General features: G+C 71.5%; 13 protein-coding genes, 1 rRNA gene and 1 pseudogene. 14 read left to right on the forward strand and 1 reads right to left on the reverse strand.

Annotated elements, in window-relative coordinates; all coding sequences use genetic code 11:
* The first annotated feature begins 11 nt into the window (after nucleotides 1-11).
* Together rrf and recQ are read left to right on the forward strand one after the other, a co-directional pair.
* Nucleotides 12-126: ribosomal RNA gene (gene rrf, locus ABFC67_RS11860) — 5S ribosomal RNA — on the forward strand.
* Nucleotides 127-256: 130 nt separating this feature from the next.
* Nucleotides 257-2083 carry a DNA helicase RecQ gene (gene recQ, locus ABFC67_RS11865; protein WP_346738239.1) on the forward strand — a complete coding sequence of 609 codons (1827 nt, stop codon included), beginning with the start codon at nucleotides 257-259 and terminating at the stop codon, nucleotides 2081-2083.
* Nucleotides 2084-2101: 18 nt separating this feature from the next.
* Here the strand turns inward: recQ and ABFC67_RS11870 are convergent, their stop codons facing one another.
* Nucleotides 2102-3037 (reverse strand): carbohydrate kinase family protein, encoded by a 936-nt coding sequence (locus tag ABFC67_RS11870; protein ID WP_346738240.1) that lies wholly within the window; start codon nucleotides 3035-3037, stop codon nucleotides 2102-2104.
* A 315-nt stretch (nucleotides 3038-3352) separates the two neighbouring features.
* On the opposite strand from ABFC67_RS11870, the pseudogene ABFC67_RS11875 reads away from it, so the two are divergent.
* The 12 genes and pseudogenes from ABFC67_RS11875 to ABFC67_RS11930 all read left to right on the forward strand — a co-directional run bounded on the left by ABFC67_RS11875 (nucleotide 3353) and on the right by ABFC67_RS11930 (nucleotide 16426).
* Nucleotides 3353-4399, forward strand: a pseudogene (locus ABFC67_RS11875) (rod shape-determining protein).
* Nucleotides 4400-4433: 34 nt separating this feature from the next.
* On the forward strand, nucleotides 4434-5366 hold the full coding sequence (gene mreC / locus ABFC67_RS11880) for a rod shape-determining protein MreC (RefSeq protein ID WP_346738241.1): 933 nt from the start codon (nucleotides 4434-4436) through the stop codon (nucleotides 5364-5366).
* Complete coding sequence (gene mreD, locus ABFC67_RS11885) at nucleotides 5363-5854, forward strand: rod shape-determining protein MreD (protein WP_346738242.1); 492 nt, start codon at nucleotides 5363-5365, stop codon at nucleotides 5852-5854. The genes mreC and mreD overlap by 4 nt, the downstream gene beginning before the upstream one ends.
* Nucleotides 5851-7746 (forward strand): penicillin-binding protein 2, encoded by a 1896-nt coding sequence (gene mrdA, locus ABFC67_RS11890; RefSeq protein ID WP_346738243.1) that lies wholly within the window; start codon nucleotides 5851-5853, stop codon nucleotides 7744-7746. Before mreD ends, mrdA begins: the two co-directional genes overlap by 4 nt.
* A complete protein-coding gene (gene rodA, locus ABFC67_RS11895; protein ID WP_346738244.1) occupies nucleotides 7743-8861 on the forward strand; it encodes a rod shape-determining protein RodA in 1119 nt (372 codons plus the stop codon). The genes mrdA and rodA overlap by 4 nt, the downstream gene beginning before the upstream one ends.
* Nucleotides 8862-8941: 80 nt before the next feature.
* Nucleotides 8942-9958 (forward strand): lytic murein transglycosylase B, encoded by a 1017-nt coding sequence (gene mltB / locus ABFC67_RS11900; protein WP_346738245.1) that lies wholly within the window; start codon nucleotides 8942-8944, stop codon nucleotides 9956-9958.
* Nucleotides 9955-10836 (forward strand): septal ring lytic transglycosylase RlpA family protein, encoded by an 882-nt coding sequence (locus ABFC67_RS11905; protein WP_346738246.1) that lies wholly within the window; start codon nucleotides 9955-9957, stop codon nucleotides 10834-10836. Before mltB ends, ABFC67_RS11905 begins: the two co-directional genes overlap by 4 nt.
* A 36-nt stretch (nucleotides 10837-10872) precedes the next feature.
* Nucleotides 10873-12111, forward strand: a complete 1239-nt coding sequence (locus ABFC67_RS11910) for a D-alanyl-D-alanine carboxypeptidase family protein (protein WP_346738247.1) — start codon at nucleotides 10873-10875, stop codon at nucleotides 12109-12111.
* Nucleotides 12111-12398 (forward strand): DUF493 family protein, encoded by a 288-nt coding sequence (locus ABFC67_RS11915; RefSeq protein WP_346738248.1) that lies wholly within the window; start codon nucleotides 12111-12113, stop codon nucleotides 12396-12398. The genes ABFC67_RS11910 and ABFC67_RS11915 overlap by 1 nt, the downstream gene beginning before the upstream one ends.
* A gap of 123 nt (nucleotides 12399-12521) precedes the next feature.
* Entirely contained in the window at nucleotides 12522-13229 is a 708-nt protein-coding gene (lipB, locus tag ABFC67_RS11920) for a lipoyl(octanoyl) transferase LipB (RefSeq protein WP_346738249.1), read from the forward strand.
* Nucleotides 13226-14215 (forward strand): lipoyl synthase, encoded by a 990-nt coding sequence (gene lipA, locus ABFC67_RS11925; protein WP_346738250.1) that lies wholly within the window; start codon nucleotides 13226-13228, stop codon nucleotides 14213-14215. The genes lipB and lipA overlap by 4 nt, the downstream gene beginning before the upstream one ends.
* Before the next feature lie 9 nt (nucleotides 14216-14224).
* Nucleotides 14225-16426 (forward strand): carboxy terminal-processing peptidase, encoded by a 2202-nt coding sequence (locus ABFC67_RS11930; RefSeq protein ID WP_346738251.1) that lies wholly within the window; start codon nucleotides 14225-14227, stop codon nucleotides 16424-16426.
* Nucleotides 16427-16473 lie beyond the last annotated feature (47 nt).

Genomic DNA, 16473 nt, shown 5'->3' on the forward strand with positions numbered 1-16473 from the left:
CGCTCCAGTTCCCTGGCGGCCATAGCGGCGTGGTACCACCCGATCCCATCCCGAACTCGGAAGTGAAACGCGCATGCGCCAATGGTAGTGTGGCTCAAGCCATGCAAGAGTAGGTCACCGCCAGGGATTCAATCCCCAAACGGCCGCCCCACGGGGCGGCCGTTTGCTTTTCCGATCGCGGCGGGCCTTGCGCCTACAGCGGACGACGGCGTAACGGAGCTTCAGCGCTGCGCCGCCATGCGCGCGAACGCATACCATGCAGGCCATGACTGCAGATCCCAGACACGTTCTGCGCCAGGTGTTCGGCTATGCCGATTTCCGCGGCGAGCAGCAGGCGATCGTCGAACACGTGACCGGCGGCGGCGACGCCCTGGTGCTGATGCCGACCGGCGGCGGCAAGTCGCTGTGCTACCAGATCCCGGCGCTGCTGCGCGCCGGCACCGCGGTGGTCGTCTCACCGCTGATCGCGTTGATGCAGGACCAGGTCGACGCGTTGCGCGAAGCCGGCGTGAACGCGGCCTACCTCAATTCGAGCCTCGACGCCGCGGCGGCGGCCGAGGTCGAGCGCGCCTTCCTGGCCGGCACGCTCGACCTGCTCTATGTCGCGCCGGAGCGCCTGCTGACGCCGCGTTTCCTCGACATGCTGGACCGCGTCGAGCTGGCCCTGTTCGCGATCGACGAGGCGCACTGTGTGTCGCAGTGGGGCCACGATTTCCGTCCCGAGTACCGGCAGCTGTCGCTGCTGTGCGAGCGCTTCCCGCGCATCCCGCGTATCGCCCTGACCGCGACCGCCGACGCGCCAACCCGCGACGAGATCGTGCGCTGCCTCGGCCTCGCCGGTGCGCGCCGCTTCGTCTCGAGCTTCGACCGTCCGAACATCCGCTACACGATCGCCGCCAAGGGCGGCGGCGACACGCGGCGCGGCCTGCTTGCGCTGGTCGAGGCGCACCCGGGCGAGGCGGGCATCGTCTACTGCCTGTCGCGCAGGAAGGTGGACGCCACCGCCGCCTGGCTGCAGGCGCGCGGCCACGCCGCGCTGCCGTATCACGCCGGCATGGATGCGGCCAGCCGCGCCGCCCACCAGACGCGCTTCCTGCGCGAGGAGGGCGTGGTGATGGTGGCGACGATCGCGTTCGGCATGGGCATCGACAAGCCCAACGTGCGCTTCGTCGCGCACCTCGACCTGCCGCGCAGCATCGAAGGCTACTATCAGGAAACCGGCCGCGCCGGCCGCGACGGGCTGCCCGCCGAAGCGTGGCTGGCCTACGGCCTCGGCGACGTCGTCACCCTGCGGCAAATGATCGAGGGTTCCGAGGCGGGCGAGGAGCGCAAGCGGCTGGAACGTCAGCGCCTGGAAGCGCTGCTCGGCTTCTGCGAATCGATCCGCTGCCGCCGCGAAACCCTGCTCGGCTACTTCGGCGAGAGCTACAGCGGCCCATGCGGCCGCTGCGACAACTGCATCGCGCCGCCGCAGACCTGGGACGGCACGCTGGCGGCGCAGCAGGCGCTATCGTGCGTGTACCGCACCGGGCAGCGTTTCGGCGCGGCGCACGTCGCCGACGTGCTGCTCGGCCGCGCCACCGACAAGGTGCGCCAGTTCGGCCACGACCGCCTCAGCACGTTCGGCATCGGCAGCGGCCTCGACGAGCGGCAGTGGCGCAGCGCGCTGCGCCAGCTGGTGGCGCGCGGGCTGCTGGCGGTCGACCTGGAAGGCTACGGCGCGCTGCGCCTGACCGCGGCCAGCCGTCCGGTGCTGAAGGGCGAGGAGCCGGTCAGCTTCCGCACCGACAGCGCGCCGCCGCCACGCGCCCGCCGCCGCGGCGACGGGCGCGTGGCGGCAGACCCGGCGGCGGCGGTCGATGCCGCGCTGTGGGAGGCGCTGCGGGCGAAGCGCCTGGCGCTGGCGCGTGCGCAGGGCGTGCCGCCCTACGTGATCTTCCACGACGCCACCCTGCAGGAGATCGCCGCGCGGCGTCCGCGCGACCTCGACGCGCTGGCCGGGATCGGCGGCGTCGGCGCGCGCAAGCTGGAGCGCTACGGCCAGGCGTTCGTCGACGTGGTGCGCGAGCACGCCGAGGCGTGAACGCGCGCTCGCGCGGGTTCAGTCCAGCGCGTAGCCGAACTGCTGGCGGAACTGGTCGGCGAATTCGGCGTAGGTGAAGCGCTGGTTCTGCGTGCCGGGATGCTCGACCTTCAGCGCACCCATCAGCGAGGCCATGCGCCCGCAGGTGGGCAGGTCGTAATCGCGCATCAGGCCGAAGATCAGGCCGGCGCGATAGGCGTCTCCGCAGCCGGTCGGGTCGGTGATGCGGCGCTCGTGCGCCGGCGGGATCTGGTGCGTGGCGCCGGCGGTGTGGATCACCGAGCCGCGCGGCCCCAGCGTGGTGATGTAGGCGCGCACCTTGCTCGCGATCTCGCGCTCGTTCCAGCCGGTGCGCTCCTGCAGCAGGTTGGACTCGTAGTCGTTGACCACGACGTAGTCGGCCTGCGCGATGAAGTTGCGGAACTCCTCGCTGCTGAACAGCGGCATCGCCTGGCCGGGATCGAAGATGAAGGGGATGCCGAGCTCGGCGAACTCGCTGGCGTTCTGCAGCATCGCCTCGCGGCCGTCCGGTGCGACGATGCCGAAGCTGACGCCGGCCACGTCGCGCACGTGATTCTCGAACGAGCGCATCATCGCGCCGGGATGGAAGGCGGTGATCTGGTTGTTGTCGAGGTCGGTGGTGACGAACGCCTGCGCGGTGTAGAGGTCGCTCAGCACCTTGACGTGGTCGAGGCGGATGCCGCACTGCTCGAACCAGCTGCGGTACGGGCCGAAATCCTGGCCCACGGTCGCCATCGGGATCGGCTCGCCGCCGAGCAGCTTGAGGTTGTAGGCGATGTTGCCGGCGCAGCCGCCGAACTCGCGGCGCATGCGCGGCACCAGGAACGACACGTTCAGGATGTGCACCTTGTCCGGCAGGATATGGTTCTGGAACTGGTCCTGGAACACCATGATGGTGTCGTAGGCCAGCGAGCCGCAGATCAGAGCAGACATGCCGTTCGGGTTCCCGGGGCGGTGATCGAGGTGGACGCGCCGGCGGGCAACCCGACCGCGGCGCGACGAGGGCGGGTCGCGCGGGGCGGATGCGCGTGCAGCGCGCGATCCTACCGTGTCGGCAACGCCAATTCGAGCCGGCCGCGCCGCGGCCGCCGCAAGCCGGCGGCTTGCCGGGGCGTTCCGCCGCTGCCGCAGGGGGCGCATCCCCAAGCGCGGCAAGGCTTTTTTAACGCGCACTCGCTTGCGTGCCGGAACAGCGCTGACTAGACTCACGCCCTTTACCCACCCCTCTTGCCGAGCTCGCCGCGCGCCATGTTCAAGCAGCTTCGGGGACTCTTCTCCAACGACATCTCCATCGACCTTGGCACCGCCAATACGCTGATCTACGTGCGCGGCCAGGGCATCGTCCTCAACGAGCCCTCGGTGGTGGCGTTGCGCCAGGACCGCGGTCCCGGCGGCTCGCGCAAGGTCGAGGCGGTGGGCAGCGGCGCCAAGCGCATGCTCGGCCGCACGCCGGGCTCGATCGTCACCATCCGGCCGATGAAGGACGGCGTGATCGCCGACTTCACCATGACCGAGGCGATGCTGCAGCACTTCATCCGCCAGGTGCACAAGTCGCGCATGCTGCGGCCGAGCCCGCGCGTGCTGGTGTGCGTGCCCTGCGGCTCGACCCAGGTCGAGCGCCGCGCGATCAAGGAATCCGCCGAGGGCGCCGGCGCCCGCGACGTGTTCCTGATCGAGGAGCCGATGGCGGCCGCGATCGGCGCCGGCATCCCGGTGCACGAGGCGCGCGGCTCGATGGTGCTGGACATCGGCGGCGGCACCTCCGAGGTGGCGGTGATCTCGCTGAACGGCATCGTCTACTCGCAGTCGGTGCGCATCGGCGGCGACCGCTTCGACTAGGCGATCACGAACTACGTGCGCCGCAACCACGGCACCCTGATCGGCGAGTCCACCGCCGAGCGCATCAAGCTCGAGGTCGGCTGCGCCTACCCGCAGAGCGAGGTCAAGGAGATCGAGGTGTCCGGCCGCAACCTCGCCGAGGGCGTGCCGCGCATGTTCACGATCAACTCCAACGAGGTGCTGGAGGCGCTGCACGAGCCGCTCAGCGGCATCGTCGCCGCGGTCAAGTCGGCGCTGGAGCAGACCCCGCCGGAGCTGTGCTCCGACGTTGCCGAGCGCGGCATCGTGCTGACCGGCGGCGGCGCGTTGCTGCGCGACCTCGACCGCCTGATCTCCGAGGAAACCGGCCTGCACGTGCAGGTCGCCGACGATCCGCTGACCTGCGTCGCGCGGGGCGGCGGCCGTGCGCTGGAGCTGATCGACCAGCACGGCAGCGACTTCTTCTCGGCCGAGTGAATCGCGCTCGGGCGCCCGGGCAGGCCCGATCGCGATGGCACGCAACGGCACGGCACCGCTGTTTTCCGACACCGCCGCAGGCACGCTGCGCCTGATCGGCTATCTCGCGCTCGCCTGCGTGCTGATGGTGGTCGACCAGCGCGGCGGCTGGCTGGCGCGGCTGCGCTACGCCGGCGCGCTGGCGGTCGAGCCGATCTACCGGCTGGCCGCACTGCCCGCCGGGCTGGTGCAGGACGCGCGCCTCGCGTTGGCCGAGCGCAGCGGGCTCACCGACGAGAACCGGCGCCTGCGCGAGGCGCTGCTGCTGGCGCAGGCGCGACTGAACCGCCTCGACGCGATCGCCGACCAGAACCAGCGCCTGAAGGAACTGCTCGACGTGCGCCACGTGCTCGGCATGAACGTGCAATTGGCGCGCCTGCTCGACATCGACCTCGACCCGTTCCGCCACCGCATCGTGCTCGATGCCGGCGCCCGCGACAGTGTCGCCGTCGGCCAGGTAGTGATCGACGCGCACGGCGTGATGGGCCAGGTGGTCGAGGTGCTGCCGCACATGGCGGTGGCGATGCTGATCACCGATCCCAACCACGCGCTGCCGGTGACGGTGGAGCGCACCGGCCTGCGCACGGTCGCCTACGGCACCGGCGCGATCGACCAGCTGAAGCTGCCGAACATCCCGCTGTCGGCGCGCGTGCAGGTCGGCGACAGGCTGGTCACTTCCGGGCTCGGCGGGCGCTTCCCGGCGGGTTTCCCGGTCGGCGAGATCGTGCAGATCGGCCCCGACCAGGCCGGCATGTTCGCGGTCGCGATCGCGCGCCCGGCGGCGGCGCTGGACCGCAGCGGCGAGGTGCTGCTGCTGCACGACCTGGCCGAGCCGGTCGGTCCGCCCGCGCCGGTGGCGCCGGTGGGGCCGCCGGCGCAGCTCGCGCCGGCCGCCGCGCCGGCCGCCGCGCCGGGAGCGCCGCGATGACCCGGCTGCGCGCCCAGTTTCTGTTGCTGGCGTCCAGCCTCGCCGCCGCGCTGCTGCTGACCCTGATGCCGCTGCCGGCGGCGCTGCTGCCGCTGAAGCCGTACTGGCCGGCGCTGGTGCTGATCTTCTGGTCGCTGGAGGCGCCGGAGCACGTCGGGCTCGGGCTGGCGTTCGCGGTCGGCCTGTTCGCCGACCTGCTGAACGGCGCGCTGCTCGGCGAGCAGGCGCTGCGCCTGACCGCGCTCACGTTCATCGCGCTGCGCTTCCGCGCGCGGCTGCGTTTCTTCCCGATGTGGCAGCAGGCGCTGGCGGTGCTGGCGCTGCTGCTGAACGATCGCGTGCTGCTGCTGATGGTGCGCGCCTTCGCCGGCGATCCGCTGCCGTCGGCGAACTACTGGCTGGAGCCGTTCTCCGGCACGCTGGTCTGGCCGTTCCTGTTCCTGTTGCTGGACGACCTGCGCGCCCGCCTGCGCGTGCACGAGACATGAGGCCGCGGCGCCGCCAGCGTACGGCGATCAAGGACGCCCGCGGCGAGGCCGCGCTGTTCCGGCGGCGCGCCCTCACCGGCTTCGCCCTGATCCTGATCGGCCTGCTGGTGCTGGCCGGGCGCTTCGTCTGGCTGCAGGTGCTGCACCACGACGAGTTCTCCACGCGCTCCGAGCAGAACCGCGTGCACGTGGTGCACCTGCCGCCGGCGCGCGGCCTGATCTACGACCGCAACGGCGTGCTGCTCGCCGACAACGTGCCGGCATTCCGCCTCGAGGTGGTGCCCGACCGCGTCAAGGACATGGACGCGATGCTCGCGCGCCTCGGCGCACTGGTGCCGCTGAGCGACGACGACGTCAAGCGTTTCCGCCAGCAGCTGCGCCAGCACCGCGCGTTCCAGAGCGTGCCGCTGAAGCTCAGACTGACCGAGGACGAGATCGGCCGCTTCGCGGTCAACCAGTGGCGCTTCCCCGGCGCCAGCGTGGTGCCGTACCTGACCCGGCGCTACCCGCAGGGCGAGGGCTTCGCGCACGTGCTCGGCTACGTGGCGCGCATCGACGACAACGACCTCGACCGGCTCGACGCCGACCGCTACGTCGGCACCACCCATATCGGCAAGAACGGCATCGAGCGCCAGTACGAGGACATCCTGCACGGCGAGCCCGGCTACCAGTTGGTCGAGGTCAACGCCGACCAGCGCGTGCAGCGCGTGCTGGAGACGGTGCCGCCGAAGCCGGGGCGCAACCTTTACCTCAGCCTCGACGCGCGCCTGCAGCGCGCCGCCGAGCAGGCGTTCGCCGGACGCGCCGGCGCGGCGGTGGCGATCGACCCGCGCAACGGCGAGGTGCTGGCGATGGCCAGCGTGCCGAGCTTCGATCCCAACCTGTTCGTCAACGGCATCGCCCAGGCCGACTACACGGCGCTGCTGGAGGCGCCGGACCGGCCGCTGCTGGACCGCGCCCTGCGCGGGCACTACCCGCCCGGTTCGACGATCAAGCCGTTCCTCGGCCTGGCCGGCCTCGAGTACGGCCTGCGCCGGCCCGAGGACACCGTGCTGTCGACCGGCGAATTCTTCATCCCCGGGCAGTCGCGCGGCTACCGCGACGACATACGCGGCGGACAGGGCCGCGTCGATCTGGTGCAGGCGATCGCGCAGTCGGTCAACACCTACTTCTACTCGCTGGCGCTGGACATGGGCATCGACCGCATGGCCGCGTTCATGGGCAAGTTCGGTTTCGGCCGACCCACCGGCGTCGACCTGCCCGGCGAAGGCTCCGGCGTGCTGCCCTCGAGCGCGTGGAAGCGCGGCGCCCTCGGCAAGCCGTGGTACCTCGGCGAGACCGTGATCGCCGGCATCGGCCAAGGCTACTGGGTGATCACGCCGCTGCAGCTCGGCCACGCGGTGGCGATGCTGGCCAACCGCGGCGTCGACCGCACCCCGCACCTGCTGCGCGCGACCCAGAACGGCCTCGGCGCGCCGCTGGTGCCGGTGCCGCCGCCGCCCGCTGCGCCCGGCGCCCTCAGGAATCCCGCCGACTGGGCGCCGGTCGAGCAGGGCATGCTGGAAGCGGTCAACGGCGACCGGGGCACCGCGCGCGGCATCGCCGCGGGTTTCCCCTACCTGATCGCCGGCAAGACCGGCACCGCCGAGCGCTATTCGCGCACCACCGACGCCTACGAGTCGCGCGTCAGCGACGCCGAGCTGGCCGCGCGCCATCGCGCGCTGTTCATCTGCTTCACGCCGGCCGAGGCGCCGCGCATCGCCGTGGCGGTGGTGCTGGAAGCCGGCGCCTGGGGCGGCAAGGACGCCGCGCCGATCGCGCGCAGGATTCTCGACGCCTGGGCGGCCGAGCAGGCGGCGCCGGTCGTGGCCGCCGCGGGAGACGGGCGATGATCGCCGTGCTGTATGCGCGAACGCGCCGCTTCGTCGACCGCCTGCTGACGCGGCCGCGCCTCGACCTGCCGCTGGTCGGCGCGCTGGCGGCGGTGGCGGCGATCGGCCTGGTCACGCTGTACAGCGCCGGCGACCTCGACCCCGGCCTGGTGCTGAACCAGGGCGCGCGCTTCGTGCTGGGCGGCGCGCTGCTGGTGCTGATCTCGCGCATCCCGCCGTCGACGCTGCGCACCTGGACGCCGTGGCTGTACGCGATCAGCGTGCTGCTGCTGGTGGTGGTGGCGGTGATGGGCGAGGGCCGCGGCGCCTACCGCTGGCTGGATCTCAAGGTGGTGCGCTTCCAGCCCTCCGAGCTGCTCAAGCTGACCATGCCGATGATGGTCGCCTGGTACCTGCATCCGCGCCCGCTGCCGCCGTCGTGGAAGCACATGGCCGCGGTCGGCGCGCTGATCGCGGTTCCCGCCGGCCTGATCGCCGAGCAGCCCGACCTCGGCACGGCGCTGCTGGTCGCGGCCTCCGGCGCGTTCGCGCTGTTCCTGTCCGGGCTGTCGTGGTGGCGCATCGGCGCGCTGCTCGGCGCGGTGGCCGGCGCCGCGCCGGTGGCCTGGCACTTCATGCACGAATACCAGCGCAACCGCGTGCGCATGTTCCTCGACCCCGAGGCCGATCCGCTCGGCAACGGCTGGCACATCATCCAGTCGAAGATCGCGGTCGGCTCCGGCGGCATCCTCGGCAAGGGCTTCCATCACGGCACGCAGTCGCGGCTGGAGTTCCTGCCCGAGCACACCACCGACTTCGTGTTCGCGGTGTTCTCCGAGGAGTTCGGCCTGATCGGCGTGTGCGTGCTGCTGGCGCTGTATGCGTTCGTCATCGGCCGCAGCCTGTGGATCGCGATGAACGCGCGCGACACCTACTCGCGCCTGCTGGCCGGCGCGATCGCGATGAGCTTCTTCGTCTACGTGATCGTCAACGGCGGCATGATCACCGGCCTGCTGCCGGTGGTCGGCGTGCCGCTGCCGCTGATCAGCTACGGCGGCACCTCGGCGGTATCGCTGCTGACCGGCTTCGGCGTGCTGATGTCGATCCATGCGCACCGCAAGCTGATCGAGACCTGATGGCGCCCAGGGCGCGTGTTACCCTAGCCTCGCCGCGGCGCCGCCTCGCGCGCCGCGCGCCTTTCCGCTCCCGTAGACCGATGCCCTGGCTGATCCGCGTCCTGCCGCTGCTGGCCCTGTTCCCCGCGTTCGCGCTGGCCGCCGCCGAGCCCGCCGCGGAAAGCGTACCGACCGAAGCCCATCCCGGCGCGCGCGCGTTCGCGCGCGAGGTCGCGCAGCGCCGCGGCCTCGACGAGGCGTCGATCCTGGCCACGCTGGACGCGGCGCGGTACCAGCAGGGCATCGTCGACGCGATCAGCCGCCCAGCCGAGGCCAAGCCGTGGAAGGACTACCGGCCGATCTTCCTGACCGACCGCCGCATCGCCGACGGCGTGGCGTTCTACCGCGCGCACCGCGAGCTGCTGGAGCGCGCCGCGCAGGACTTCGGCGTGGCCCCGGAGTACGTGGTCGCGATCCTCGGCGTCGAGACCGGTTACGGGCGCATCACTGGCCGCTACCGCGTGATCGACGCGCTGGCGACGCTGGCCTTCCACTATCCGCCGCGCGCCGCGTTCTTCCGCGGCGAGCTGGAGCAGCTGTTCGCGCTGCCGCCGCACCGGTTGCCGCAGCCGCTGGACCGGCTGACCGGCTCCTACGCCGGCGCGATGGGCTGGGGCCAGTTCATGCCGTCCAGCATCGCCGCCTACGCGCGCGACTACGACGGCGACGGCACCATCGACCTGTGGAACTCGCTGCCCGACATCGTCGCCAGCGTCGCCAACTACTTCGCCGCGCACGGCTGGGAGCGCGGCGCGCCGGTGGCCGAGCGCGTGCAGCGCGCGGCGGACGCGCAGGCGGTCGCCGCGGACGGCGTCGAGCCGTCGTTCACCATGGGCCGGCTGGAGTCCTGGGGCTACGCGCCGTTCGTGCACGTCGACCCCGCGCGCGCGGCCACCCTGCTGACCCTGGACGGCGCCAACGGCCCCGAGTACTGGGCGATCTACCGCAACTTCCAGGTGATCACCCGCTACAACCGCAGCCCGCTGTACGCGATGGCCGTGTACCAGTTGGCGCAGGCGATCGCCGCCGGCGCGGCGCAGGCGGACCTCGGCCGATGAGGTTCGCGCTCGGGTGCGTGGCGGGCGCCGCGCTGCTGCTGGCCGGCTGCGCGCACGAGCGGCCGCGGCCGACGGCGCCGGGCGCGCCGCCCGCCGCGGGCGGCGCCGACGACACCACGCTGCCGCAGTCGAGCCGCTACCGCCTCGACCGCGACGGCGGGCCCGGCGCGCCGCCCGTCGACGTCAGCAAATTGCCCGAACCGGCGCCGAGAATCGAGCCGCGCTCGCGCTACGGCAACAAGTCGCCGTACACCGTGCTCGGCCGTACCTACTATGTGCTGCCCAGCGCGAAGGGCTACGTCGAGCGCGGCATCGCCTCGTGGTACGGCAACAAGTTCCACGGCTACATGACCTCGAACTTCGAGCCTTACGACATGTACCAGTTCACCGCCGCGCACAAGACGCTGCCGCTGCCGAGCTACGCGCGGGTGACCAACCTCGCCAATGGCAAGAGCGTGGTCGTGCGCGTCAACGATCGCGGGCCGTTTGCCGAGAACCGCCTGATCGACCTCAGCTACGCCGCCGCGGTGCGCATCGGCATCTGGCCCAAGGGCACCGGCGTGGTCGAGGTGCGCGCGATCGACCCCGCCGCGCCGGCGGAACTGCCGCCGCCGCCGGCGGTCACAGCGGCAGGCGGCGCGCCGCGGCTGTATCTTCAGGCCGGTTCGTTCGCCGACCCGGCCAACGCCGCGCGGCTCGCCGCGCGGCTGCGCGCGCTGGGCGTGGGGCCGGTCGGCGTAAGCGAAGTCGGCGTCAACGGCCGGCGCGTGACGCGCGTGCGCATCGGACCGCTGCCCGACGTGGACGCCGTCGACCGCATCAGCGAGCGCCTCGGGCGCGAAGGCATTCCGCACGTCCGGGCGACCGTGGACGACTGAGCCACCGTATCGAACAGCCTCACCACAGGAACCGTCATGAAGCCGCTTTCCCGCATCCTGCTCGCACTCTCCCTGACCGCGCTGGCCGCTGCCGCCGGCGCCGCCGTGCCGGTGCCGCAGCCGAAGCCGGCGGTGTCGCTGCCGCAGGCGCCCACGCCGCCGCCGCCGGACATCGACGCGAAGAGCTGGGTGCTGATGGACTACGCCACCGGCCAGATCCTCGCCGCCAAGGATCCCGACCTGCGCGTCGAGCCGGCCTCGATCACCAAGGTCATGACCGACTACGCGGTGTCCGCCGAGGTCGCCGCCGGCAAGGTGCGCATGGACGACCCGGTGTTCATCAGCGAGAACGCCTGGAAGTCCGGCGGCGCCGGCACCGACGGCTCGACCAGCTTCCTCAAGGTCAACTCCAAGGTGCCGCTGAAGGATCTGCTGTACGGCATGATCATCCAGTCCGGCAACGACGCCGCGATCGCGCTGGCCGAGCACGTCGGCGGCTCCGAGGCGACCTTCGCCGAGCTGATGAACGCCTACGCCAAGCGGCTCGGCATGGCCGGCACGCACTACGTCAACGCCTCCGGCTATCCGGCCGCCGACCACTACACCACCGCGCACGACGTGGCGCTGCTGTCGCGCGCGCTGATCCACGACTTCCCCGAGGACTACGCGATCTCCGCGATCAAGGAGTTCGAGTGGAACGGCATCAAGCAGCACAACCGCAACACCCTGCTGTGGCGCGACCCCAGCGTGGACGGCATCAAGACCGGCCACACCAAGGGTGCCGGCTTCTGCCTGGCCGCCTCGGCCAAGCAGGGCGACGCGCGCATGATCGCGATCGTGATGGGCGCGCCCAGCGAGAAGGCGCGCGCCGACGACGCCCAGGCGTTGCTGAACTACGGCTTCCGCTTCTACGAGACCCACGTGCTGTACCAGGCCGGCAAGCCGGTCGCCACGCCGACGCTGTGGAAGGGCGAGACGGCGCAGTTGCCGGTCGGCGTCGCCGAGAACGTGCTGGTGACCATCCCGCGCGGCCGCTACGGCGACCTCAAGGCGAGCATGGACCTGCCGGCCACGCTGATCGCGCCGTACAAGAAGGGCCAGCCGATCGGCAGCCTGCGGGTCAGCCTGGACGGCAAGCCGGTCGCGCAGCGGCCGCTGGTCGCGCTGGCCGACGCGCCCGAGGGCGGCTTCTTCAAGCGCCTGTCGGACGCCGTGCTGCTGTGGTTCCAGGGCGGCAAGGGCAGCGCCCCCGAGCAGCAGCCGGATACCCGTTGATGCGCGACCTCGACGCCCTGCGCCCGCAGCCCGGCCAGGGCTTCCAGTTTCCGGGCAGCTTCGAGATCACCGCGATGGGCCACGCCGGCGCGGACCTCGAGGCGCGCGTGCCGGCGATCCTGGCCGCGCTGGGGCTGGGCGTGCTGGAGGCCAGCCTGCGCACACGGCCCTCGCGCGAGGGCCGCTATGTCGCCGTGACCGTCAGCTTCACCTGCCCCTCGCGCGAGAAGTACGAAGCGGCGCACGCGGCGCTGCGTGCGGAACCGGATATCCGGTATACGCTGTAGCGGGACTCGGGACTCGGGTGCTTCTTGCCATGCACCGGGTATTGTGGGCGTCCGCGTACGGACGCATGTAGCGACGGCCCGCCGCCGCATCCGATCATTCATCGCACCGTTCGTATCGACACCGTGAACGCCGAGTCCCGAGTCCCGAGTCCCGAGTCCCGCCCTCTGCTGGTCCGCCGCCTCGGCCGCCAGCGCTTCGAGTCCACCTGGCACGCGATGGAGGCGCTGACCGACGCGCGCGACGAGGCCACCGTCGACGAGCTGTGGCTGCTCGAGCACGACCCGGTGTTCACGCTCGGCCAGGCCGGCAAGCCCGAGCACCTGCTGGCGCCGGGCGACATCCCGGTGGTGCCGACCAACCGCGGCGGCCAGGTCACCTACCACGGCCCCGGCCAGATCGTCGGCTACCCGCTGTTCGACCTGCGCCGCATCGGCATCGGCGTGCGCGAGTTCGTGCACCGCATCGAGCAGGTGATGATCGACGCGCTGGCGGACTGGAACATCGGCGCCGAGCGCCGCGAGGGCGCGCCCGGCATCTACGTGGCCGGGGCCAAGGTCGGCGCGCTCGGCCTGCGCGTCCGCCACGGCTGCACCTTCCACGGCCTGGCCCTGAACGTGGCCATGGACCTGGAGCCGTTCCTGCGCATCAATCCGTGCGGTTACAAGGGTTTGCGGGTCACGCAGGTGCTAGACTTGGGCGGTCCGTCGCGGCTGGCGGAGGTCGAGGACGCGCTGGTGCGGGAGTTCTGCCGCCAGTTCGGTTTCGACGCGCGCGCCGCCGATCCCGTCATCCCCCACAGCGAGCGCGGGCGCAAGCCCGCATCAGCATGAGCGACACGATTTCCGGCAAGACCATCCCGATCACCGTGGTCGGCGCCAAGGCCGTCGGCGAAGACAAGATCGCGCGCAACCGCGCCGGCTTCGACAGCGACGCGCCGGCGCTGCGCAAGCCGTCGTGGATCCGCGTGCGCCTGCCGCAGGGCAACGCGGTGCAGAAGCTCAAGGAGAAGCTGCGCGCCAACGCGCTGGTGACGGTGTGCGAGGAAGCCTCGTGCCCGAACATCCACGAGTGCTTCAGCAAGGGCACCGCGACGTTCATGATCCTCGGCGACGTGTGCACGCGGCGCTGCTCGTTCTGCGACGTCGCCCACGGCCGCCCGCAGCCGCCCGATCCGCTGGAGCCGGCGCGCCTGGCGCGCACCATCCGCGACATGGGCCTGCGCTACGTGGTGATCACCTCGGTCGATCGCGACGACCTGCGCGACGGCGGCGCCGCGCACTTCGCCGCGTGCATCCGCGCGGTGCGCTACGAGAACCCGGCCACGCGCATCGAGATCCTGACGCCCGACTTCCGCGGCAAGGGCCGCATGGAGCGCGCGCTGGAAGTGCTGAAGGATTTCCCGCCGGACGTGTTCAACCACAACCTCGAGACCGTGCCCGAGCTGTACCGCGAAGTGCGCCCCGGCGCCGATTACGCGTGGTCGCTGGAGCTGCTCAGGCGCTTCAAGGCGCAGCACCCCGAGGTGCCGACCAAGTCCGGCATCATGCTCGGCCTCGGCGAGACCCGCGAACAGGTGCTCGGCACGCTGCGCGACCTGCGCGCGCACGACGTCGACATGATCACCATCGGCCAGTACCTGCAGCCGTCGCCGCACCACCATCCGGTGCGCCGCTACTGGGCGCCCGAGGAATTCAACGAACTGCACGAGCTGGGCATGGCGCAGGGCTTCGCCCACGTCGCCGCCGGGCCGATGGTGCGGTCGTCCTACCACGCCGACGAGATGGCCCACGCGGCCGGCTACGTCGGAGCCGCCTGAGGATTGTCCATGTCTCCGCGCATCGCGCTGGTCGCCCTGCTGTTCCTCGCGGTCTCCGCCGGCGCCGCGCCGGCGCCGCTGCTCAAGCCCGCCGCGGCCCAGACCAAGGCCGCCTACCTGTCGGCGCAGGCGCTGACGCGCTTCCACTACGCGCCGCAGCCGCTCGACGACGCGATGTCGCAGAAGATCTTCAAGGCCTACTTCGACGCGCTCGACGGCGAGAAGCTGTTCTTCACGCAGGCCGACCTCGACCGCTTCGGCGCCGTGCGCACCCAGCTCGACGACGCGATCTGGAACGGCGACCTCGCCGTGCCGTTCGCGATCTTCAACCTGTACGAGCAGCGCGTGGTCGAGCGCCTCGGCTATGCGCGCAGCCAGCTCGCCAAGGGTTTCGACCTCGGCGTCGACGAGAGCTACGAGTACGACCGCAAGAAGGCGGCGTGGCCGAAGGACGCCGCCGAGCTGGACGACCTGTGGCGGCGCCGCGTCAAGAACGACTGGCTGCGCCTGAAGCTGGCCGGCAAGGACGACGCCGAGATCCGCAAGACGCTGGACAAGCGCTACGCCAACTACCTCGACCGCGTGCAGCAGCTCGACGCCGAAGACGTGTTCCAGACCTTCATGAACGCGTACGCGATGTCGGCCGATCCGCACACCAACTACTTCGGCCCGCGCGCCTCGCAGAACTTCGACATCGCGATGAAGCTGTCGCTGGAGGGCATCGGCGCGGTGCTGGAACGGCGCGACGAGTACACGCAGATCCGCGAGATCGTGCCCGGCGGCCCGGCCGCGAAGTCCGGCAAGCTGCAGGTCGGCGACCGCATCGTCGGCGTCGGCCAGGGCACCGCGGGGCCGGTCACCGACGTGGTCGGCTGGCGCCTCGACGACGTGGTCGAGCTGATCCGCGGGCCGAAGGACACCACCGTGCGCCTGGAAGTACTGCCGGCCGACGCCGGCGTCGACGGCAAGCACGTCAACCTTGCGCTGGTGCGCAAGAAGGTCAGCATCGAGGAGCAGGCGGCGAAGAAGTCGATCATCGAGGTGAAGGACGGCGGCGCCGTGCGCCGCATCGGCGTGATCGACCTGCCGACCTTCTACCAGGACTTCGACGCGCGTCGCCGCGGCGATCCCGAGTTCAAGAGCGCCACGCGCGACGTCGCGCGCCTGCTCGGCGAGCTGAAGCAGGCGCGGGTCGACGGCGTGGTCGTCGACCTGCGCAACAACGGCGGCGGCTCGCTGGACGAGGCCACGCGCCTGACCGGCCTGTTCATCGACAAGGGTCCGGTGGTGCAGCGCCGTGCCGCCAACGGCCGCATCCTGATGGACGACGACGACGAGCCGGGCATGGCCTGGAGCGGCCCGCTGGCGGTGCTGGTCAACCGCGGCTCGGCCTCGGCGTCGGAGATCTTCACCGCCGCGCTGCAGGACTACGGCCGCGGCCTGGTGGTCGGCGAACCGACCTTCGGCAAGGGCACCGTGCAGAACCTCGCCAACCTCGACGAGATGATGGGCAACGAGAAGCCGGAGTACGGCGAGCTGAAGATGACCACCGAGGAATTCTTCCGCATCGACGGCGGCTCCACCCAGTTGCGCGGCGTGACCCCGGACATCGCCTTCCCGAAGACCGTCGACGCCGACGACTTCGGCGAGTCCAGCTACGACAACGCGCTGCCGTGGACGCAGATCGCGCCGGCGCAATACCACAAGGTCGCCGACCTGTCGCCGCTGCTGCCGCTGCTGAAGCAGCGCCACGACGCGCGCGTCGCGCACAGCCCGGAGTGGAAGCTCTACCTCGACGAGCTGGCGGCGGCGCGCCGCACGCACGACCAGACCACGGTTTCGCTCGATTACGCCGTGCGCGAGAAGGAGCGCAAGCAGATCGAAGCGCAGCAGGCCGAGTTCAAGGCGCGCGAGAAGGCGCTGCTGCAGGCCTCCGCCGGCGCCGCCGGCAAGGGCGCCCCGGCGAACGCCGCTTCGGTGCCGAAGCCGGCGTCCAGCACCGGCGACGCGCTGCTGCGCGTCGACGACGGCCTGCAACCGGGCGAGCGCAGCCTGAAGAGCGAGCTGGCGCAGGAGAAGGCCGCGGAGAACGCGCGCGACGTGTTGTTGCAGGAAGCCGCGCACATCCTCGCCGACGAGGTCGACCTGGTGCACGCCGACACCCGCCTCGCCGCGCGCGTGCTGCCGGCGCAGAAGTCGCCGATCGACTGATCCACCCGTAGCGTGCGCTGTGCGCACGCTACGCGCTGCAAGCGGGG

The organism is Mizugakiibacter sp., from assembly GCF_039680435.1.
GTDB lineage: Bacteria > Pseudomonadota > Gammaproteobacteria > Xanthomonadales > Rhodanobacteraceae > Mizugakiibacter.